18 protein-coding genes are annotated in these 23,020 nt (G+C 43.2%); 3 read left to right on the top strand and 15 right to left on the bottom strand.

All coding sequences use genetic code 11. The annotated features are described in order from the left end of the window. Positions 1–97: 97 nt before the first annotated feature. Genes icmH through OU793_RS19110 form a run of 5 tightly spaced genes read right to left on the bottom strand, consistent with a single transcriptional unit; the run spans position 98 to position 4,896 of the window. On the bottom strand, positions 98–889 hold the full coding sequence (gene icmH, locus OU793_RS19130) for a type IVB secretion system protein IcmH/DotU (RefSeq protein WP_005449458.1): 792 nt from the start codon (positions 887–889) through the stop codon (positions 98–100). Next, a complete protein-coding gene (gene tssK, locus OU793_RS19125; protein ID WP_005480714.1) occupies positions 886–2,211 on the bottom strand; it encodes a type VI secretion system baseplate subunit TssK in 1,326 nt (441 codons plus the stop codon). Before tssK ends, icmH begins: the two co-directional genes overlap by 4 nt. Positions 2,212–2,222: 11 nt before the next feature. After that, positions 2,223–2,780 carry a type VI secretion system lipoprotein TssJ gene (gene tssJ, locus OU793_RS19120; protein ID WP_274647821.1) on the bottom strand — a complete coding sequence of 186 codons (558 nt, stop codon included), beginning with the start codon at positions 2,778–2,780 and terminating at the stop codon, positions 2,223–2,225. Further along, the gene (locus OU793_RS19115; protein WP_159404127.1) at positions 2,773–4,287 is read right to left on the bottom strand and encodes a type VI secretion system-associated FHA domain protein; all 1,515 of its coding nucleotides are present in this window, start codon (positions 4,285–4,287) and stop codon (positions 2,773–2,775) included. The genes tssJ and OU793_RS19115 overlap by 8 nt, the downstream gene beginning before the upstream one ends. A gap of 9 nt (positions 4,288–4,296) precedes the next feature. Next, positions 4,297–4,896 carry a hypothetical protein gene (locus tag OU793_RS19110; protein ID WP_005480745.1) on the bottom strand — a complete coding sequence of 200 codons (600 nt, stop codon included), beginning with the start codon at positions 4,894–4,896 and terminating at the stop codon, positions 4,297–4,299. Positions 4,897–5,415: 519 nt separating this feature from the next. Here OU793_RS19110 and OU793_RS19105 point away from each other — a divergent pair. From OU793_RS19105 to OU793_RS19095, 3 genes are read left to right on the top strand one after another with little or no spacing between them, the layout of a single operon-like run. Beyond that, positions 5,416–6,711: a type VI secretion system ImpA family N-terminal domain-containing protein gene (locus tag OU793_RS19105; RefSeq protein WP_015296676.1), complete on the top strand. Its 1,296-nt coding sequence runs from the start codon at positions 5,416–5,418 to the stop codon at positions 6,709–6,711. A 21-nt stretch (positions 6,712–6,732) separates the two neighbouring features. Further along, entirely contained in the window at positions 6,733–10,122 is a 3,390-nt protein-coding gene (gene tssM / locus OU793_RS19100) for a type VI secretion system membrane subunit TssM (RefSeq protein ID WP_140103947.1), read from the top strand. A 32-nt stretch (positions 10,123–10,154) separates the two neighbouring features. Then, complete coding sequence (locus OU793_RS19095; protein WP_005480668.1) at positions 10,155–10,607, top strand: Lrp/AsnC family transcriptional regulator; 453 nt, start codon at positions 10,155–10,157, stop codon at positions 10,605–10,607. A gap of 63 nt (positions 10,608–10,670) precedes the next feature. Here OU793_RS19095 and tssG read toward each other — a convergent pair whose 3' ends face one another. From tssG to OU793_RS19045, 10 genes are all read right to left on the bottom strand, one after another. Next, complete coding sequence (gene tssG / locus OU793_RS19090; RefSeq protein WP_180793932.1) at positions 10,671–11,669, bottom strand: type VI secretion system baseplate subunit TssG; 999 nt, start codon at positions 11,667–11,669, stop codon at positions 10,671–10,673. After that, complete coding sequence (tssF, locus tag OU793_RS19085; RefSeq protein ID WP_005480666.1) at positions 11,666–13,414, bottom strand: type VI secretion system baseplate subunit TssF; 1,749 nt, start codon at positions 13,412–13,414, stop codon at positions 11,666–11,668. The genes tssG and tssF overlap by 4 nt, the downstream gene beginning before the upstream one ends. A gap of 10 nt (positions 13,415–13,424) precedes the next feature. Then, positions 13,425–13,835 (bottom strand): type VI secretion system baseplate subunit TssE, encoded by a 411-nt coding sequence (tssE, locus tag OU793_RS19080; protein ID WP_005480585.1) that lies wholly within the window; start codon positions 13,833–13,835, stop codon positions 13,425–13,427. A 61-nt stretch (positions 13,836–13,896) separates the two neighbouring features. Further along, positions 13,897–15,372, bottom strand: a complete 1,476-nt coding sequence (gene tssC, locus OU793_RS19075; RefSeq protein WP_140103949.1) for a type VI secretion system contractile sheath large subunit — start codon at positions 15,370–15,372, stop codon at positions 13,897–13,899. Positions 15,373–15,380: 8 nt separating this feature from the next. Continuing rightward, complete coding sequence (gene tssB, locus OU793_RS19070) at positions 15,381–15,887, bottom strand: type VI secretion system contractile sheath small subunit (protein ID WP_005480589.1); 507 nt, start codon at positions 15,885–15,887, stop codon at positions 15,381–15,383. A gap of 26 nt (positions 15,888–15,913) precedes the next feature. Further along, positions 15,914–17,488, bottom strand: coding sequence for a type VI secretion system protein TssA (tssA, locus tag OU793_RS19065; RefSeq protein WP_086590953.1), 1,575 nt, complete (start codon positions 17,486–17,488; stop codon positions 15,914–15,916). Beyond that, entirely contained in the window at positions 17,488–19,491 is a 2,004-nt protein-coding gene (locus tag OU793_RS19060) for a protein kinase family protein (RefSeq protein ID WP_025536438.1), read from the bottom strand. The genes tssA and OU793_RS19060 overlap by 1 nt, the downstream gene beginning before the upstream one ends. Before the next feature lie 234 nt (positions 19,492–19,725). Next, complete coding sequence (locus OU793_RS19055) at positions 19,726–20,670, bottom strand: hypothetical protein (protein ID WP_025541357.1); 945 nt, start codon at positions 20,668–20,670, stop codon at positions 19,726–19,728. Continuing rightward, the gene (locus OU793_RS19050; RefSeq protein ID WP_015296668.1) at positions 20,663–21,655 is read right to left on the bottom strand and encodes a DUF2169 domain-containing protein; all 993 of its coding nucleotides are present in this window, start codon (positions 21,653–21,655) and stop codon (positions 20,663–20,665) included. The genes OU793_RS19055 and OU793_RS19050 overlap by 8 nt, the downstream gene beginning before the upstream one ends. Then, positions 21,636–22,955, bottom strand: coding sequence for a hypothetical protein (locus OU793_RS19045; RefSeq protein WP_021823341.1), 1,320 nt, complete (start codon positions 22,953–22,955; stop codon positions 21,636–21,638). Before OU793_RS19045 ends, OU793_RS19050 begins: the two co-directional genes overlap by 20 nt. Positions 22,956–23,020 lie beyond the last annotated feature (65 nt).

The raw sequence follows: 23,020 nt of genomic DNA, 5'->3' as shown, positions 1-23,020 counted from the left end.
CAATCCCTCTAAATGACTAGTGAATTTCACTAAATCGCTAGTGACATTCACAATAAACCTTAAAACCGGCAGAAGATCTCATTTCGAGATCTTCTGTTTATCGATACACTTCAAGTAATTGCTGAAACTTTAAATCTATGACGATGTAAGTCGCGGCATACATGATTGCGAAGGTAATCGCACTGATGCCTAAAATCAGTTTGGGTGAAATCACCCTTTTTAACGGCTTCTTAAGGTATTTGGCCTTAAGGTTAACGAGAGAGACTTTCTCTTGCTCTGCTAAGCGTTCATCACGTACTAAGCGATAAATTGTATTGCCGATTTCTGCTAGCTTTTCGTTACCGCGCTCTTCACGGCCGTATTTGCCCTGAAAGCCAAGTTGAAGCAACAAATACAGAAACTCGATAACGTGACGGTATTTGCGCGGGTCTGCTTTTAATCGCTCGAGAATAACGAAGAACTTATCACCGCCAGATGTTTCATTGTGGAACTCTGACAGCAAACTGTTCTGGCTCCAATGGCTGTTAGCGCCCCACTCTTGTCGGCAGACCGACTCATCAATCGCAGCACACAAACAGTAGCGGATGACCAAAATGGATGCGCGATCCAGTTCCATTTCATTGAGCTTACGCTCGCCTTTTCTTATCTCACGAGCTACTTGTTCACGAAACGGCATTGGGTCATCAAGCCAAGGAATCGAAGACATACAAGACAAACTGGCGATCAACCATGAGAACTGGTCGACCAACGGGTTGATGCCCATGTTTTCGATGTTTAGGTCTTGTACCGCGATATTACGAGACAAGTCAGGCGCTGGCATCACCTCCATCGGTTTGCCTGGCTCTGGTTGGAATAAGACTACAGTAACGTCAGTTTCTGCGTAACTCATAGACGAACTGCCCATAGTTGCAGCGACAAGTTAGCAAAGTCGCCGGCTACGTGAACCGCAATTGCAGCCGTGTTTTTCAGTGCTGCCCACTCTTCGCCAGTCTTATCCAGTTCGAAGTAGGTGTAACCTGCGTGGTAAGGCAATGCGCGAGGTACGACTGGCATTGGTTTAATCTCGATTCCCGGCAGTTGAAGGTTAATCAAGTCACGAATGTTATCGATAGAACCGATCTTCGTTTGGCTAACAAACTGAGTATGTAGAACATCCAAAGTAACATCAGCTTTAACCGCAAGAATAAAGGTTGTGGTATCGATGATCTTGCTGTCTGGAATCGCTGCCGTTCTAATACCGTAGTTTTGGTCTTTCAACGTCAGTGGAATTGCACGCTGCTCAGACATCACACTTAGTGTCATCTTCGCACTATCCAATGTACGCGATAGACAGCTGGTTAGGTCGCCATGGTTGTACTTGGTGAACTCGATTGGTCGACGAGATGCTGAACACAAAGTCGAAAGCTCACCTTCCGCTTGAAGAAGAATGCGATAAAACGATTCAGGATGAACCCCTTCTGCGCTCGCAAAGTGCCAGAATAGCGGCTCGTATCGGTTTAGAGCTTGCAGCAGCATGAAATCAGAAACTGAAGATACGCCTTGCTGGTCAACCACACCTAAGCGCTGAACGATGGATTCTGCACGGTGTTTCAGCATAGAGGCAAACTCGGTTGCGAACTTGTTTAGCACGGTAGAGGCATGAATATCGATACAAGTCGGGATAAAGCTTTCATCCAAGATAACACTGCCGTCTGGCTTCACTTCTGAGATCTTCAGAATTGGAATTGATGTGTAAGCACTCTTATCTTCATGGTCATACATCAAGCAGAAGTTAAGCTTACCGACTACGATATTTGCCATGTCTTCTGAATCATAACAAGCGTCAACCGCCTCTTGAGATTCCAGCGTGTAACGTGCGCCGTCTTTCTTGGTGCCGAATAGTTCAGAGCGCTCAGAAGGTAACGGACAACAAAGGTAAACCACTTTGTCAGCAATCGAAGGATCAACGTCTTTCACTTCTGGAAGTTCAGCCAGCAGCGGCAGCTCAAATGGTGTTCTGTCTTGAAGAATACCTTCAGCGCGAGTGATACCAATTTTGCCCAACGCCAGTAGTTGCGAGTTAATCTCTAAGCGCTTAATGCCCCAATGCAAAGGTGATGCATTTGCGCTCAGCATGCTCGACAGTTTACTTTGTGAACGATCGAGTTGCTGAAAGTGCTGCGGCTTCATGAACATTCCATCTTGCCAAACAACTGGATTGTATAAAGACATGCTTTTATTCCTTAAAAATAAACTTGTTCAATGCCGCGAGTGTTGTCAGAAATTAACTCACTGCCTTCTAACTTGAGTTTTATGTAGTACTCGCTCTTCTCTTCAATCACTTCGACTTTACGCCAAGAAGAACCGTCAATATCGCGAAACGCGACTGAGAATCCAACCGCACGGGTTGCTGGGTCGAGTTCCAAAAATTCGTGGATCTTTTCACCAGGCTGCATTTGGTATTCATAACGTTTGATGTATTCATCACCCAGTGATGCTTTATCGTTCTCAAACAATGCGAAGAAGTCTAAGCTACGAAACAACACTGGTGACGTCAGTTCGTGAACTCGCAAAATAACCGGAGAGGATTGTCGAAACAACACTGGTGACGTCAGTTCGTGAACTCGCAAAATAACCGGAGAGGATTGTCCGCCTTCACGAACATTTAGAACCGAAGACGCCTCAATCACCAACTCAATCGAGGACGTTTCAGGCGTGATGCCTGTTGATTCTTTAAATTGATCCCACATGGCACAACCGGATAGCAAGGCGCATCCGAGCAATATTGCAATACTACGCATGGCTTCCCTTAATCGCTTTGGTGTAGTTTTTCTTGATCAAACCTTTCAATGACGTCTCATTCATTTGACGACGGTTATTGGCGTAGAACTCAAGATACTCACCCCATAACTTTGATTTGGTGGTGAACATGGATTTACTTGCAACGTCGTTTGCAAACGTGACAGGGTCATTCGTCTCTGATTGTTCAATTAGCAACTCATTGAGTGCCTTGTTAAAAATAATTTGATGATCGTTGAGCTCATCCAACATTTGCTCCACCAATTCATTCGGAGACAGCAAGTTCTGACTATTTAGCGTTAACATCAGTTCCGCTAAGTTTGAATCCGCTTCGCTTAAACCTTGTTCACCTTTAAGTGACTCAACTTCATGCAAGTCTTTTTGCAAGTTATCGATACACAAACGAAGACATGCCCCCATTTGTTTAAACAGCAGAGCTTCGTTACTGATCAGATCAGGGTTACTAATACCCAAGCCTTCATAAAACGCTTTACCGATATCTGAAGAATGAGCCGCACTCTCCGTCGCTAGAGACTCGTTGCTTACAAAACCTTGTTGGGCCTCTTTCGCTTTCGTTTCTGGCTGAGTAGGTTGTGCTGATGGAACAAAGGCTTGTGTTACCTCTTCCCATTTCGGGCTAACAGGCTCTGCTCTTTGAGTAACATTTGACGTCGCGTGACTAAGTGGCGCTTCATATTGAGGCTGTTGAGGTTGGTTAACGTCTGGTTGAACCACACTAGCCTGAGGCGAAACGGGCTTCGTGTGCGCAAAATCTTCTGGAATGAACGCGGCTTGCTTAGCTTGCTCTGTCGCTGGTTCAACAGATTCTTGACTCGTGGCAACGCCTCCCAGCCAATCTTCAGGGATTAAATTTGGAATATCGAATTCAGAATGGATACTGAAACTGTCATCAACGACTTGTCGCGTATTTTCGATTGTCTTAGCCGGTGCAGGCTCAGGCTTTTCAACATCGCGGATAAGATAGTCGTCTTCACGCTGCATCGAAAACTTTAGATGCGCAATAGGATCGTCAGTATTAACACCGTCTTGCTTGGTCTCCATGAATAAGTCTTCTAATGCACCGACTTTTTCTTCCTCTTCTACGACCGCCTCACCGAGATTGACGAGTGGATCATTCGATACTCTTTCTGGGGCAATATCGGCGGCAATATCTTGAACAGCGGATATATGCTCTAATGCAACGCCAATCTCGTACTGCCCTAATGAAACAACGTCACCGTCAACAATAGATATCGGTTGATTCTTTAGAATCTTATTACCATTAACCATAGTGCCATTTGTCGACACATCGCTAATGTAGAAAGTGTCACCGTATACACTTATCAAACAGTGTGTACCAGAGATAAAACGGTTATGGTCCGTTAAAGACAGAGTGCAGCTAGGCGCTCGTCCAACTGAGCCACCACCTTCTGGCATTTCAATATGCTTTGCGCCCGTATATTCCTCTGGGCATTTAGAAATAAATAGGACTAGCTGATGTGTTTGCATTGCTAAACCTTAAAAGAGTAGAGAAACAGAAAGCTCAACTCCACCAATTCCGTCATTAACGACTGGAAGAATATAGGAAGCCTGGGGAATAATTTGAATGTGCGCATCAGGGTTACTGCCTAATTTGATGGCCGTACCAAATGTAACGACTGCACCCAACTCAAACTGATCTGTATCTTCGACACTTTCGTAACGGTAACCATCTTGGTCTACTTTCCAACGGTTTGAATACTGCGAGTAACCAAACGATAAGCCAGCACCGACATAAGGAGTAAATATGCTCCACGAGCTCAGAGCATATTGAGGAACAACACGAAACTCGTAATTTGTAACTTCTTGATAAAGGCCGTTTGAAGGAGCATTGACATCTTCCGCGAGATAATTCAACCCAAGCCACCAGCGCCAACGGTTGTTATTTTCATCGATTGGGCGGGTATGAACAAGACCGTATCGTAAAGCATCTACGTCACCACTAGAGCCTTCGTCATAGTCAATACTTTCTACAGTGATCATATTGACTGAAGCACCATATCGCTCCCCTTTTGCCACCGCAAAAGTAGAAAAAAAACACATGGCATAAATGAGTCCAACTTGACTAGATTTTGACATTGATTTCCCCAATAAAATCTATTTTTTATTATTTGGAGGAAGGACGATATCAATTACACTCTCTTTTTCAAGATATAAAATAAAGCGACCACAACAAAGCACACTTTAACTACCAAAATAGGCATTTCAACCATAAACAGGCGCATTATAGAACCTTGATAAATAGCCGCATTATTCTAGAAAATTGAATAAGCCAAGACCGTATATCAGCAATTGATAATAAAAAAACACCTAATATTAAGTTCATTAAAATGTTCATTTACATCATAAAAAACTAACAAAGTGAATGAAAAATAGGACTTTTCCTACACACAAATTAGCCAATTGATATTAATATTAGGAACAAAGATCACACAAAATGGATTTTAATTAGATTTATCGGCTTTTTATTGTCTAAAAATCTTTTTTTATCTATAAAATCAGAAAAAATGCATTGCATGTCATTTGGCATAGCAAGCGAATACAATAAAAAAATCTATCTTTATTATTTTATTATCAACTCAGTTGGAACTTAACATTATGTTTTTCAGTGACTTCACAAGAAGACCGATCGATGAAAGTAATCCAAGCGGTACCAATCCAAATGGCTTAGACGACTTTGATGAAATAAAACGTCAAATAAATGGCTTGAACAAAGTAACAGGCCGTGTGTCATGGAAGACAGTTCAGACACTATCAAAAGAAATCCTTAGAACGAAAGGCAAAGACTTTCGCTGTAGCTGTTACTTTACTGTGGCAGCCATTAATAATGACGGACTAAAAGGCCTAGTTGAGGGCTTAAATTCTGTGCTCGACTTGTGTGTTGTTTATTGGTTCTCCGCCTATCCTGAGTACACAAAAGCTAATGCCCGTATTAGTGCGATTGAATGGATGGTTGAGTACACTGAAAAACGAATGAAGAAACACCGAGTCCTGCCGGAAGAACTCCCCCTAATTGAAGCGGCTCATCAGCTTTGTCTACGTATCGAAGAGGAACTTCGCCTTCACTATGGTATTAAGGCACCTTCTTTTGGACGTATTCGTCGTCCCCTAAATCAGTGGATTGAAGAGATTAAAGAAGAAAAGGCGAAACAAGAGAAAACCTCACAAACAAAACCTGCGGCAAATCCTCCTTCGGCAGGCATCCGAGTCGAAATAGCACCGCCTAATAGACCTGTTCAAAAGAAAGTAGAGCAGCCTAAAGTGGAAGAAGAGGCCAAATCAAGCCGATTCATTATCTATACAATGATCGGATTGCTGATCATAGCTTTTACGTCCCACTTCATATACAAACAGCATCAATACACAATGCTCAAGGAAAGAATTGGGTCAGCATCACTTACTGAATTAGTGACGATTGTTAACTCGCTCAGTGTCGAAAACAAAAATTACCAAGATGACTTGCGCTCTGTCACGGTTGAGCGTCTTCATACTTTGATGTCAGGTTGGACATTAGATCCAGTCAAAGTGAGCCAGGTCAATACCATTGAACAGTTAACGACTGACCTGACCAAGCTCTATCCAGACTCATCCTCTGCACAACAACTTCGCGATAATTTTTTAGGCCAACGTTCTTATTTTGAAGATGAATTTGAGGCTATATACAAACGTTTTGCATATGCCAGAACGGTCTTTGCCAACATTGCAAAACAAAGTGCAGACAAGGACGCTAAGAAAGCATATGAGTACAGCAATTCGCTATTTCCCCTTCTTGGGCGAATTGAATATGCAGAAAAGAACTCTCAGCGAAAGGAAATTGAACGATCACTTCTTTTGCTGAACGCTTACCTATATAAAATCAACCAGCTACAAGCTGCAGAAAAAGACAATAAATAAAAGTAAAGAAGTTACAGGCTTATGTTCAAACAAAAAATACTAAGAAATCCAGTCGTGGTTTCTACCATAGTGGCTTTGGTATTAGCCGCGATATTTGCAGCGGTATATTTATTCATACTTGAAGACGCAGATAAGCTTTATCTATGGGTTGGTTTAGGAGTTATTACTGGTTTTTATTTTACATTCCAGCTTTCCCTATGGCTTAAGAAAAAAAACAGCTCAAAAGTTCAACGTTTAGAGACGGAAGAAGAAGCTCTTTCAATGGTGATCCGCCCTCTTCTTTCTAATGCGGGCAAAAAGCCAATCTATCTGATGGTTGGTAATAAAGGGGCCGGTCGACGTCAGTTTTTGTTTAATTCCAGCGCAATTAAGCCGATGGACCGTTCTCGCACAGCAAAAAACGATTTCTTCGAATGGTATGAATCTGATGGTGCCGTTTATGTTAAGCCAGATCAACGCCTCATCTTCCAGGAAGTTTCAAGCAGTGATGCTTCTCTCTGGAATACTTTTATTGATGAGGTGATTCGTCATCGTCCGAGAAAACCGTTTTCAGGTTGCTTATTCTTTGTTGATTTCGAATTTATGATTGTATCTGAGCCAGAGCAGAAAGATTACACCATGACAGCGCTATTGCAGCGTTTGAACTCTATCACTGAGAAGACTTCGTCTGCACTACCTGTTTATTTGATGATGACGAAACTCGACAAACTAGATGGCTTTAAAGAATACGTTCACTCTAGTTCACTAAAAACACGTATTGAATTTCTGTCCATTCCATTGAAGGAAGCGAAAGGTGTACTTACCGAATACTACCTAGATAGCTTCCATAATCTGGTAAAAGTGCTAGAAAGCAACGCTTTAGACGCATCGGCAAACTCAACAGATATCAGCGAAAAGCAAGCCATCCTTGCCTTCCCAAAACAGTTTGAACTCTGTCAACGTGAAATCAGCTACGTGCTTGAACGTCTTTGCGATACAAACAATGGCGTTTACTCGTTGGATATTCGCGAAATCTTCTTCTGTTCTTCTTTGCAAGGTGGACGCAAGTACAACTTGTTAGCCAAAAGCTGCAGTAATTACTTCAATTTACCAATTATCGCATCTGAGCACACGCAACTAACTGAAACACCGTACTTTTCTCGCTTCTTGCTTGACTCTCAAATCCTCCCAGAGAGTGACTTCGCAGGCGAGAACAAGACTTACCTACGCATGATTCAGCGTCAAAGCCATTTGGCAATGCTGGCATCCGTTGTCTTATTGGCAGGCGGTACTTATTTTTTTGTCACAACACTAGACAGTAACTTGCGTGTTATTAACCAATTGCTGAATATCGACGAAAAAGTTCAAACAGAACAAGAAGCAAGCTTCAACCAGTTATTGATGAGTGCTACTCGTGCAATCCAACCCTCATACAATGCTTGGTTAGAAGGATCACGAGCATTAGATGAAGAAGTAATACCGCTAAATATAAGCAGGTTAAACGAAAGTACAAAATTAGCGTATGAAGCATTGATTAAAGAGGTTGCTCAACAACTTATGCCTGTTATTGAGCAAGGCTACCGTTTTGAACTGACACACAACCAACATGATGTCACTGCAACGTTGCCGTTACTAAAAGGCTACTTGATGTTGAAGGATCCGACCAAGCGAGATATTCAGTTTTTACGACGCCAAACATTGCAAACACTGACAGACTTGAGCGATAAGCCGGATGTGGTAAATCAAGCTATGCGATACTTGGACGCCTACTTCCGCACTCAATTCTCACCTGTAGATATCAACATGGATGTCGTTCGAGCAACTCGTCGCTCATTGTTGGCAAATTCAAATGTGGATCTTGTTTACGCAGGCATTTTAAACCAAGCAGATGCTATCGATCTTGGCACACTCGATCTACAACGTGCAGTTGGCTTTGAATTTAACAACGTATTTAACGAGCCGTTAGATGACAACCGACTAGTAATCGATAAGATTTATACCTCCACTGGCTTTAGTACCTTCTATCGCCCTCGCATCGACTTGATGTCTAAACAAGTGATCAGTGATAACTGGGTGCTAGGATTGTCCAGCTATGTTATCCCAACCAAAGAAGAGCAAGAATCGTTTAAAAATCAAGTACGTAAAAAGTACACCGATGATTATATCAACTACTGGCGCAACGCTCTCAGTGAGTTAAAAATTCAGAGTTATAGCAATGTGGGTGATCTAACAAATGCTATCGACCTAATCTCTGGACCATCTTCACCAATGACGACTGTATTAAAGCAGGTCTATGCAAATACTCAGTTTTCACCGGTAGGAGAAAAAAACGTACTCATCTCGAAAGTAGACCCAAAACTGGCAGAAGTGGCGAACTCTGCGTCAGAAGCGGTTGAAGAAGTGGTTCAGCCGGATTACTTGTTGATGAAGCGTGTAGAACAAGCGTTCCATCTTCTAAATCAGCTTCAAGTAAGCGAGACTCCTAACTCCCCTACTCCATGGGACGAAACTATCGCAGCTTTAAGCCGAGTGCGCACTTACATGAAGGATATTGCGGATGCTCCCGATCCACAAATGGCAGCACTTGCAGCCGCTCAACACCGAATGAGCAGCTCTGAAGCCGATCCGCTAATTAAACTTAAACAGATTGCTCAGAAGTCACCAGAGCCAGTACGCAGTTGGTTACTTGATGTCGTAAAGCAAAGCTGGTCGGTAATGATCACCGAGTCAGCAAAAGGCATTCAAACCCAATGGTATAGTGAGATTTACACCAAATTTAAAGAGATAGGACTTGGTAAATACCCATTTGATCTCACAGCAACAGAGGAGATTTCTATCGAAGACTTCGAACTGTTGTTTGCTTCAGGTGGGTTATTAGACACATTTATTCAGAAAAACTTCGCACCGTTCTACGATACCAACTTGTGGGTACCAAAACAGGTGGATGGTGAAACAATGCCACTATCTTCAGCCTTACTGGTGCAATTGCGCAATTACAACGTTATCCGCGATACGCTGATTAATAAGAGTACTAACCGAGTTTATATTCCATTCAGTGCGAAAGTATTAGATCTTGACTCAAGTGCTATCAGAGCCAGTTTGAAAATCTCTGACACTGATATCAACTACTATCACGGTCCGAGCCGAATTCGTGAAATGGAGTGGCCACCGCAAAACGGCGACTTCAACATTAGTATCACGATCCAAGATGTGACAGACGAAGGTAAACAACACGTTTTAAATAAGAGTGGTCAATGGGCGATATATAGATTGCTAGGTGATTCGACCCTGACAAACACTCATAACGGTAGCTTCGTTAGTGACATAAAAGTATCAGGGAGGGATTTGAGCCTCCGTATAACTCCCTTGACACAAAAAAACCCTTTCACTTTGGCTGAGTTGTACAACTTTACGCTCCCAGAGTCGATTTGATAACAATATAATAACCAGAATAGGCAGAACACATGATTTCTAATATGACTTTACAAGGCTTAGATAAGTTAGATCGCAAAATACTTTCCAGCCTGTTAACAAACGGGCGTGAGTCTATTGCAAATCTCTCTAGAAATATCGGTTTGTCCCGTACTGCTGTCGCAGAAAGGATCAATAGGTTGGAAAAAACCGGTATTATAAAAGGCTATACCGCACAAATTCGGATTGAAAGTGACGGGAGAAAAGCTGCTAGCTATTTACTTATCTCATGTGAAAAAGGAAAGAAAAACGAAGTAACTAACGCCCTAAAGGAAATTCCTGAAGTACGTCTTACGAGCGTAGTTGGCGGCAGCTTCGATATTATTGCTTTGATTGAAGCACCAGACCTTCAGTCTATTCACCACCTTTGTAACGAAATTGAGTCTTTTAATGGGATACAAAAACTAGACACTACGGTTGTACTTCATCAGCCGATCAGTCGATAGAGTTTTCCCAATCTCACACATATCAAAAAGCCGCTCATTGAGCGGCTTTTTGGCCTACAGCATCTAAATGCTACCAATTACTCTGATCTTCACATCTTCATCTGTGGGATTGCCTAACCAAAATGTCTGCCCTAAGTTGTTCCCTTCTCCATTGCCAAGTCGGTTATTTGGAATACTGTCGAGATTAACTGTCAGTTTGAGATCCCAAGACATCGGGTCACGCAAGATGAATCGCATTAAACCAACCAACGTTTTATGCAACTCACCTTCGTAAGAAAACTGCTTAAATGTCTCGAAGTCAATGTCATCAATGCAAAGATTAAACTTACCATTTAAATCTGCGATACTCTGCCCTAAATGAAAGCTTTGACCTAATATGCAATTGGCTCGATTGAGTTTATTTCGTTGACTGTCTGCAATCTCCACACGGCGATAAACCCATTCTTCGATACGAACGCTAGGAAGTGAGAAATAATGTGAAACGATACCTGAAATTAGCTTAGGAGAACGTGTACGTGTCGACAGTTGATTAACGTAAGACAGGACTTTTGCGCGGTCTAACTCTGCAACACCACAATCTTGCATAACACCTGATAAACCAGCTAAGTGCAGCATCCGTCCAGAAAAAGCGTCTGTCGCACCACTTTGGTACTGTACATGATAACGGTACTTCTTCCAGACACGATAGAGCAAACTGGTGTAGCGATTATGGAAGAAATCAAAGAAATCTTTTACCGGGTTGTCATCAGGTTCACGCCCAGTAAGTTTCTCCGTATAAGAGGCAGGCAATGGAGAGCTCGAACCATGCAAACCAAGGAAGTTCGTTTCGACTCGTGAATACTGCTGCCCATTTCGTTCCATATGAACGATAAATTCCATATCACTCTTAGGGAAGCATAGATTAGGCGACACGCTGAACTCAATTCGCTCCTGGTGAAAATATTTGTTCTCTCCCACGGCGACAAAGTTAGAGTTTGGTTCAAACTGGTAGTGCTTCTCGAGCAAAAGAACCGCTTGATAAAAACTAAACTCATTCGATTTTTCAGAAAGTGTATTAATCATAGAATCGTCTGCTGCCCGATTAAGCTTTTCCAGTTGTATACTTCACCGGTTGCCTCATCAAATACTTCTAGCTCGGTAAAGGAGTTTACACTCGAATACAAACGGATGAATTCGTTCAGTACCGTTGCCATCAGGAACATATCGCCTTCATTGACGAAGAACTTAGAGTTGGTTACTAGTTTGAACTGGTTACCACGCACAGACACGCCACGGAATACACGGTCAATTGGTTTCATCTCTGACGATACAATGCCATCGAGTCGGTGAATCGATGCTCGGTGAGCTTGTCTGTCAACACGAGAATGAAAGTCATAGGTCGAGAGCAGCACTTTTAATACATCAATGTTTGCCAAAGACAAATAATTGAGCGACATGTTGGCAATCAACTGCCATTGAAGCTCGCCGTTTACCTGTGGGCTTACCGATTGTGTTGGCTTGGTGATGTTTTTAAATGTCGCATACGTTGGCGATTTGTGAGTCGCGTAAGTAATGTCGCCGACCGAAAGACGTTCGGCCAAATCAGCGTTACTGCATTGCAGTTTCATGAGTACGGTTTCCGTACCTAAATCCGCAATATCACCATTATGAGTGTGGAACGAGATATAGCGCTCTAACCCTCTTCCACTAACACGCTCTCCTACCTTCGACTTGTAGAATTCTCGCTTGTCTCGTTGGTTGATTTGATGCTCGAACGATTCGAATTCGATTAACGGTTTACGGCGACGCTCGTCTTTGCTCCAACTCTCAACTTGCTCAATGGAATACACTTCGTAGTGCTCTTGCGTATTACTTTGAGGACGGACTTTGTATTCGTTACGACGGTGCTCCAAACGAATTGGGTCACCATCTTTTTCAAACAAATTCACCGCCGGCGTGCAGTGCAACCTTAAGTGCTTATCTTTAAGTACAACCTCTGACGGCAATGCGCGTTTAAAGTGAAATTTGATTTTCACTGTGCTTCGTTGTGGAATACCCTTTAGCCACTCCAAACCTGTAATGTCGAAGAACATAAACTTGTCTGGCAAAGAGAATAATTCTTGCAGCAAACGATAACCCGCGAATGAATTTTTGCTGTAAGGCAGAAGCGCTTCGTCTTCTTCATGCCCTACCGGCTTAACATATTCTGGCCCTAAACGATGTTTATAGCCGCCACCGACATCCAACTCCACGTAATCCAAGTAACGGAACAGCCAGAGGAAGACAGTGCGGGTAATATGAATCTCACCATGCAAGTGCAAACGCAACGTATCTAAACCAATTCGAGACAGCTCTAGGCCATGCTCCGTCGACAACGTCACATCAATCGCTGAACTGGTGCGGCTGTTGGTTTGTTCAATGTTGGTGATCGTGATTGGGTACAGATTCACATCGTAGCAAGTGCGGAAAAGACATTGCGTGCCCTCCACTTGCTCACTGGCCATTTCTGCGCCACGTTTTACCACCGTTTTTTCAGTAACACTTCCCGTATGTGGTTTTAGCTCGCTGATGCACAAAGATGGAATTGAACGCATGTAATGCGGCCACAGCAAAGTCATCAGAGATTGCGTCAGTTCTGGCAGTTCGTCATCTATCTTCTCTCGAATACGTCCAGTCAGAAAAGCGAAACCTTCCAGCAATCGCTCGACATCTGGGTCGAATGTTCCTTCAGAGAGAAAGTGAGTTAACTTCGGATGATATTTGGCAAATTCACTACCCGATTCGCGCAAATATGTGAGTTCATCTTGAAAGTATTTACTATTACTCAAGTGACACCTACTAAACGTTGAATTGGCCGTCGGTTCCCATGTAGACATCGATCGACATTGGAACTTTACCGCCGTTATGGGAAACTTCTCCGCGAATACCAAAACCGAGCTGTAATGGATTGTGGTGGTCTTCACGATAGTGAACTTCGACGTTAAGTAGCCGAGGTTCAAAGCGTTCTATGGTCGCTGTGATGTTCTTTTGGATGTGGCGAACGAGATTCGTATTATTAGACAGAACGTCATTAAAATCGGGCAAACCATATTCACTATCGATCATCGCATTACCAGAATGCGTATTCAGCAAATCTGCAAGATGCAAATGAATAGATTCAATCAAATGCTTGTGGGAGACCACTTTCTCGTAGCAGTTTTTTGGCTCACCCAGTTCAATCCGCTCTAAAAGACGATAACCTTTTTCCATGTTAGGTCCTACGAAAAAAGCAGCCAGTGAAGACTGGCTGCTTGATGGTTTCAGTAATGGGTTATTGGTCTAGTTTACCAACTAGAGACAAGTCGAAACTTGCGCCCATGTACTTGAAGTGAGGACGTACAGACATTGATACTTTGTACCAGCCTGGATCGCCTTCTACGTCTGATACCTCAACCTTAGCAGCACGCAGTGGACGACGACCACGGACTTCTGCTGGTGGGTTCTCTTGGTCAGAAACGTATTGACGGATCCACTTGTTCAATTCGATTTCTAGGTCAGAACGCTCTTTCCATGAACCGATTTGCTCACGTTGTAGGACTTTGATGTAGTGCGCTAGACGGTTGATAATGAACATGTAAGGAAGCTGAGTACCCAGCTTATAGTTCATCTCTGCTTGTTTGCCTTCTGGCGTGTTTGCAAACACTTTTGGTTTTTGAACAGAGTTTGCAGAGAAGAACGCCGCGTTGTCAGAACCTTTGCGCATCGTTAGAGCGATAAAGCCCTCTTCGGCTAGCTCGTATTCACGACGGTCAGATACCAAGATTTCTGTTGGGATCTTCGTTTCGATTTGGCCCATTGCTTCAAAGTTATAAACTGGCAAGTCATGAACCGAACCGCCACTTTGAGGACCAATGATATTTGGACACCAACGGTACTTAGCAAATGACTCACTGATCTTAGAAGCCATCGCGTACGCTGAGTTACCCCATAGGTAGTTATCATGGCTATCTGTTACGTGCTCGTCGTAGTCAAACGCCTTAATTGGGTTATCTTCGACAGAGTAAGGTGTACGTAACATAAAGCGAGACGTACATAGACCTAGGTAACGAGCATCTTCGTGTTCACGTAAGCCACGCCATTTCGTGTATTGTGGACCTTCGAAAACAGACTTCAAATCTTTTAGGTTTGGTAGCTCTTCGTAGCTATCCAGACCAAAGAACTTAGCCGATGCTGACGTTATGAAAGGTGCATGAGACATCGCGCCCACATTTGCCATGTATTCCATCAGCTTAATATCTGGAGAAGACGCTGACATGTTGTAGTCACAGATTACTGCACCTACAGGTTTACCACCGAATTGGCCGTATTCGCGAGTGTAGATCTGCTTGTAAAGGCCAGACTTAACCACTTCCGGTGCATCTTCAAAATCATCAAGAACTTCGTCTTTCTTCGCTGAAATTAGTTCGATTTGAATGTTCTCACGGAAATCAGTGTGATCAACAAGATACTTCAGGCCACGCCAAGTTGACTCAATCGCTTGAACTTCTTCGTTGTGAAGAATCGCATCAATTTGCTTAGACAGTTTTTGGTCGATTTCAGAGATCATTAAGTCAACCAAAGATTGGTCTACTTTCTCTGTATTCGAGCTGCTCAGTAGCTCACTAATGAATGCTTCTACGCCACGTTTAGCAACATCAAAACCTTCATCACTTGGCTTTAAACGAGTTTCGTTAAGAATGCTATCCAGAAGTGAGCCTGATTCAACTAAGGCTGCTTCTTGTTCTGGAGCTTGTGCTTCTGCAGACATGATATCCCTTACTCTTCTTTCGCGTCTTGGTCGTTGCCAATGCTTAGTTCATCCAACAGTTTCTTTCTTGCTTCTTCGTCTTGAAGAACCGATGCAATCTTCTTACGGAACGCAGGTACGTTACCTAGAGGACCTTTTAGTGCAACCAATGCTTCGCGAAGCTCAAGAAGACTGTTAAGTTCAGGTACACTTTTCGCGATCGCTTCCGGAGAGAAGTCCTTCATATTTTGGAACGTTAGGTCAACACCGATCTGTGCGCCTTCTTCATCAGATAAGCGGTTTTCAACATTTACTTTAACGTTTGGAGACATGCCTTCTAACACGTCATTAAAGTTGTCTTTATCGATGTTAATTGGGGTACGTTCTTCGATTGGCGTCTCATCTGCACGTGCAGTAAAGTCACCAACCACCATCATGCTCAGCGGCAGCTCAACGTCTTCTTGCGTATCACCAGTTGCTGGAACATAACGGATATTAATTCGCTCTTTAGGAGCCACCGAGCCGTCACGTGACATAATTAGTTCCTTATCTAACTCTTTAATTAGTCATAAATTGCTTTCCACTTTTCGTACTGTTCAGGCAAAAGATCCTTATTTCTGAATAACTGATGCAGTGTTTTTCGAATCAGGTCTTCTAGCTGTGACGATAAGTGGGGTTCCCAGCTCGCGAGATTAAACGCTTGTTGCACTTCCCAAGCTTTTTCAAGGTAAGGCAAACACAACGGGTATAATCCAACAGACTGGTAAGCTGCTATCAATTGTAAATGCAGCATAAACTGCCCACGTCCCGAGAAATCCAGTTCGAGTTTGTGTGCGAGTTCTGCGGCATACTCCCCTAAGTTGGCTAGGGTGATATCTTCCATTGGCAGTGAATCTTCATCTGTGATGACAATCGTTTGAACGACAGATTGAGCACTTGAAGAAGTTGCAGCTTGAGTCGATAACCAGCTCAACGTTGCTTCATCTGCAAATGGTATAGAATTCTTAAATGTGAGGAGTTCAATGCCCTCTAATGAATCGACAAAACGCTTCACTTCTTGCTTCACAGCAAGCGCTGCGTCATTAAAGCCTAGATTGTTTAACATCGAATAAACAAAGTAGTGACCCGTCAGCCAAAATGGAGCATCGGTTAACGTGCGCTCCAAACGCTTAACTGTATCAATGTCGCTTTCTTGAGAGGCTTTATCGCGGTACTCAGCCTGCTGATCAGACGACACAGCCAAACTCAATGGCGTTTCATTGCTTTGATGATCAGGAAGACCATCAATATCATCCCAAGTTAGGTGACGATAAATTCGGTAAGCTAGCGGCTCACTTGGATTCGCATGAATCATAACTTCCGCAACTTTCTTAAGTGTACGTTTAGAAGCCGTCGGCGATGAAAAATCCGTATCGACATCGACTTCTTTTGTTACTGTTTTCTTAGCTGGTGCAGGTTTAGGAGCCGACGGAACCGCTTTTGCTACAACGGTTTGAACTTCACTTTGTGCCGGAGTTTCTACTGCTACAGGCTGTGAAGCCGTTAGCGGAGCTGTTTGTTCGATGGTAGCCATTGCAACATCGCTTTGCTCATCGACAATCGCTTGTTGAGATAGCGCATTGAGTTGACTACGAATTTCAAAGAAGTCCGCTTCGGAGTCTTGGTAAATATCGTCGTACTGACGTTGGACTTCTTCGATAGTCGAAATACAACCTGAAACCAAATCCCATGACTGAGCGCTTTCTGCAAACCTGCTGCTCACCAATTTAAACTGATGGTTCAACCACTCTACCGCACCATCTCTACCCCGTTTTCGCGACGGGTACAGCTCAACGCCAAAACGATTTAACGCTTCACTAAGCAGCTTTAGACCTTGCTCGAAACCTTGCAGACCAAACTCTTCTGTAAGCGCGCGAACAAGGTAACAAATTGCTTTTAAATCTTTGCTGTGGTGTTCAAGAACTTCAATGGCGTGCGTTTTTACGACACTCCAATCTACCGTTTCGCCAAACAAGGATCCGAACTTCTTCACTTCGGATTCCATCATTTCATAACAAAACTCGTAACGAGCATCTTCACCGACAGGATTTACGTCAGAGATAGGCGCAAGTAAACGTTCAATTTCGATCACAGACATTAACTTCTCTCCTCTGCTAGGTAATCTCTCAAGGCGCGTTCAATTGCAATTGCACCACGTGCAGGACGAGAAAGTTGATGACTTTTATCGATAGAGTCTGTGGCCATGCTTTCAAGCAGATCAGTAATTTCACCAAACTTTGTCGGCGCATTTCGCTCAAGGTCAGCCAGAGAATCGTGAAGTTTTTGTTTATCAAACACCGATTGCTCCGTCACAGTGCTAAACAGAATGTATTCGCTGCGAGCAACGATCAGGTCTTTCACCTTTTTGTTTAATTCTGGCGCATTTCCAAAGTACGTTTTAGCGGCTTTCGCTTCTTCTATGGCTTTGGTGTAGTAATGATCTTTTGCGTGCTGTTCAATAGAGTCGTTGATGTTCGCCATCACCTTGTTTGGCAGCACTTGGCTGTAAAAGTAAGCCTCTGATTGATTTAATAACCAAGCCGCTTTCATCTCTTCATCAGCCAACTTCGCTTCACCATCCAAGATCAAATTGGCGATTCGTTCATCTTTGCTTCCAGCAACAGCGGAGATTTTCATCGAGTTTACTGACGCTGTGTTTAACCCTGCCATAACTTGAGTCAGAGTCTTATCTGCGTATGGAAACAACGCACCATCATCAACGAGTTTTTCTCGTAATAAGACTAGCTCTTTGCGTAAATCCACCAACTGTTTTGGTAAGTCATCTGCCAAAGCTTGGTAAGACATTAATTGTGCTTGGTTTTGTTTATACAGCGCAGATAGTTTCATTTGCTGTACTTGATAAGCTTCTCGATATGGTGCTGTCGACACAACGTCCTTTTCCATATCATTAAGTGCCTTTTCAATAATCCAAGGAGGTTGAGCCAAAAAAGACGCCGTTTGTGCTGGTTTGATATTACTCACCAACGGTGTTTCGGTTTTAGAAATCGTAGGTTCCGATTTTACAATCGTTTTCCATTCTGGCTGGCTTTGTTGATAAAGGTAATTACCCGTAATAGCTACAACACTCAATACCAAGCTCGCTTCAAGCACTTTAAAGCGGCCATAGCCCGCTTTGTCTTGAGGTCTACAATGAGTCAGCAGTAGATCCGCATTACGCAAACTACTAAAAATGGGCGCATTAGAATGAGAGTCGATGGATTGAGTATCAATACGGGCAAGTTGCTGAGCAAAAGAAATAGCTGTGTAGCCATGCCCTCTTGGGTTATTTATCACTTGCTTGAGCAGCTTCCAAATATGGTTCGGAATTAATGCAGGACGTTTGCGATCTTTTAATTGCTTGTGCCAAGCATCACCAAAGATCGCCCCTAAAAATAAGTGACCGCTAAGCAATGCAAGAGAATAAACGTCGTCTTGTGGCTCAGTTGTTCCCGTCTCGAGATAAAGTGGCGACGCGTAACTTAAACTCGCTTCCGCGTGAGATTCAATCTCGCCGATATAACGAGCTGCACCAAAGTCGATAAGCTTGACGTAGTCGCCTTCACTAACCAGAACATTCGACGGTTTGATATCAAGATGGCAAATACCTCGAGTGTGCATAAATTCTAGCGCACCTGCGAGTTGATAAACTAACCATGCAATATGGTCATGACGAAAGCCTTTGGAAGAATAGCGTTCCATTTTTTCCGCTAGTGATTCGCCTTGAATCCACTCATACATTAAATATGGTCGTTCAAACTCGTTGCCGAACTTAATAAAGTCCGCAACACTTGGATGCTGAGAAAGTTCTAATCTGCTTGCCTCATTCACCAACATTTTGTTTGCGACTTCTGGGGCGTCTTCATTGACGACTTTGCAGCAAATTTGTTTTTCTGGCTGGCCTTTTTTTGCGAGGTGGTAAACCGTCGTTCTACCATTTTTAGATGGCAACGTGTCTAATACATCAAATTGTGAAAAAAGAACGTACTCAAGCTTTGGCTTATTTTTCTGCGCCAATCTTTGCTCGTTCAGTTTCTTTTTCTCAATGGCTTTAACAACCAACTGATCAATGTATCCTTTGGCTGCACCCTGAATATCAGACACTTTGCACTCTTTTATGGAACAAATATTATTAGACCGAAATAATATTTGCTGAAACATCCTTGTTTCAAGGGTAGTATTTAAAACGAACAGTAAGCCTATTATTTTAGTTATAATTACTAAGTTATTAGACTCTTTGACTTACGCTTTCACTACCTGAATTATGTTGTTTTAGAAATTAAAATTTCAACAACGTAATATGACTTCATTTTCATTATATATTTCGACAAAGAATGATTAGCACGCTAGTAATTGAAGTAGCGCTTTATCCCCCCCGAAGTCAAACATCAGCAGCGTTACGGGCTGGTTAAAGTGATGATTTTTAACCGCAAATGCTCCAAGAGCAAGAGATGAACAGCTTCCCATCGTGCCCCATAACTCGTTGATAAGCAAAGGTTGTTCTGGGTTAATAAATCGCTCAGCTTTGGCACCCAGCGCGAAACCGTAATCTTCACTGTGCGCGCGCAGGTTCGTCATGTCAGAATACACTTCACCGAAAGCAGTAAGCTTTTTACTCGCACGCTGTACAAGACGATACATACCTCTTCGGTCTGAAGTGTTCAGTTCTGTATCGATATAACCAAGTTGCGCTAAAGGCTTAAGTTTGAGTGTTTCTACGGTATTTCTTCGGCAAAGAATGAGGCCCGCGCCACCCTCACTTGGAATAACACCCCATGGATTATTTGTGCTCATTACCATGGTATCGTCGATGAGTTCTTGTATTCTGTTGACCATAGAATCGACGCTAATACACATCATGGCATCGTATTTATCCAACGACTTCATGGCTTGTAGCACGAAGCTAGGGCCACTAGCGTGAACTGCTTCGACCACAGAAAGAAAGTCAGAATAGTCACTTTCACCAAGCCATTCTTGCATCTTCACTAATGAAATTGTCGTAGGCACAGCTATAAGTAATGGAATCGGCTTCAAAGAACGAGGCAGCTGTGTCAAAAGCGAATCCAATAAATTTGCCGTTAACTCACAGGTTTTTTCGAACAAATCACTTTCTTTTGTGTATTCAATTTTGGCAAAGGTGAAACGCTCAATTCCGTCCTCGCCAACTACTTGGTCGAATCTGGCTAAGTCAGCATTTGCTACACTGGTAGCAATATCCAAGTTCATGCCAGTAGGCGTCATCACTTCCATTCCCAGCACGTAACGACCTGTTGAGTTATGCATGTTCGCTTACCTCTTCCACTTTCGTAATAGACGTCGACACCAATAAATGCTCTTTGCTCTGGCAAGGAAATGCAGCTGTGTAACTAATTGATATGGTTTTCTTTTCAGCATCAACAAATAAAGTGTACATCGCCATGTCAACTGGATAACTGCCGTCTTTGAACGTCGCGATTGCGCGGTACTTTTCTTTGGGAATGCGGAATGAAATCGTGTCATCATGACAGAAACCACTCATCATCAAGCGCTCCCCACCTTTAAGAAAGCCTTTGCATTGTTGATCAGCAGGCGCACTTTGAAAGAAACGTCGATCAAAATCCAGTGGAAGCATAGGCTTGCGGTTCTCAATCCATTCTTCGTCAAACGTACCAGCCAATGTTTGGCGAGCCTCAAAGAATGGAGGAACAGGTCCAAAGCCAGCCACTCTTAGATTTTTCGATGTAGAGCTCCATTCTTCTTTTGGATAAAACACAGAAGGCACTTTCTGCTCAAGCAGTTCTTTGTTCGAATCCGCCACACCACCACCAATTCGGTTACGTAAATCACCACCAATTGCGCAGGTGTAATCGATATCCTTTTCAATAAAAGGCACAGGTTTGCTCAATGTGACGCTGCCGCCATGCTCAACCCATACGCGTTCACCGTGAACGGCGAGAGTTTTATCGATATGACCATCAATCAGCACACGACATTCTTGGTATGTCACTGGCTTTTTCGCGTAGCTGCGAGCTTTGCCGTAGACAAGCACATCCGTATTGTTTTTGGTATAAGCGAACTCTTGGTCGACCTTCATCGCAGAGAAACCTTCTTCGCCCAAATACTGGGGATCGTCGAAGATTTCGCTGTCACCCAATTCGTGCCAAACCTCACCGTCGAATTGCCATGTGCGTTTCGCAACCACAACCCAAACTTCATCACCGTTTTCGTCACGTTGAAAACGGCCTTTAATCGATAGCTCTGGGTACGCTTCAATATCCCATAACTGCATTGCTATTCCTTAAATTGAATCGTTCACTCGCAGAAGGTGCGGCCTTTAGATTATTGAAATTCCAATCTTGTTGGTAAACTGGCATCGCCATGTCCCAAGGCACGTAGGCTCGAGATTGAATGCAAATTTGTCGCCATAACCAATCTCGAAACAAGACATCGACGTTGGCATCTTGCATCGCTGCTAAAGTAGATTCGAAGCTCAATGCGTAGCCCAAGCGGCTCGGTAGGTTTTGGATATATTTTTCATCTTCCACCCACTCATTGAGCAGATCGACGATCTCTTCCCATTCATACTCGACACCAACACCTTGAGGAGTCAGGGGAAGAAGCTTTCCGTAAACCACATACAAAGCTTGAATCCAAATTTCGCCCTCATCCTCTTCCAGTGTTTCCAAGTGCTCGATGATTTCTGGCACTAACTTCCAATCGCCACTCAGAGCAAAATCAACGGGAGCTAATGAAGAGGAGATATCAAACGCTTCAAACTCTTTGATCTCCAATAGCTTTGCAAAGGTCAACACTTGTGCAGAAGGCAAACCGCTCGGCTCGATACCAAAACACTGACGGAACCATGTGCCTCTGTCACGTTTAGTGATCAAACGTTCAAACAGATATTGTTCAGTATTTACATTATCATTAATCCATTCAATCCCCTCTTCCACATCTTGCAATGCCAGTAGAGGTAGCGCGATATTAGAACGAATAATTTCGGCTTTGTGCCAACGTTTAATCAACGCAACACTCAATGCCTGGCGGACACGTAAGTATTCAAAGTAAAACGTACTGGATTTCGCTTTGCCCTCAATGAGCTCCGACATCACGCTATCCATGTTTTCAACTGGCGATTGCGTAACAATGACCATCGCGGTTTGAGCGTCTAACTCTTCGAGTAAACTTAATCCACACAAGAGGTTATCGAACTCAGAACCGAGCTCTTTTTGTAGCGTGAGCCAAGCATAGATTTCTGGTTCTCGACCTCTTAATTGATGAATCAGACCTGGAGCTAATCGATAGAATGACAAGTACACTTGCTTGAGCTCTTCAATTTGGCGTTCGATCAATTTCAGGTAATCCAGTTCACGGCTCGGATAACCACGTTTATGAAGTTGAACACGCTGCCTGATCAAAAAACCGAGGCTCTCAGAAGTGATAGCCAGCTTTTCGTTGCAGAAGTCCAGCCATGTATCTGGCAATTGGGAAAGGTCTTTAACAGCACGTTCAGCTTTGGCCAACGCACCTTCGACTTCTTGATTGGTTATGGGTGCCTTTAGGTGCTCGACACCAATTCTTTGTCGCATCTACTTATCCGTTGTTAGCGCGCGATAACGCGATAGCAATTAGTTAACACGATGTAATTAGTTAA

The sequence above is a fragment of the Vibrio sp. VP6 genome, assembly GCF_028823755.1.
GTDB classification, from domain to species: Bacteria; Pseudomonadota; Gammaproteobacteria; order Enterobacterales; family Vibrionaceae; genus Vibrio; species Vibrio parahaemolyticus.
Note: the sequence above shows the minus strand (reverse complement) of the source record. Positions and strands in the feature narration are given on the sequence as shown.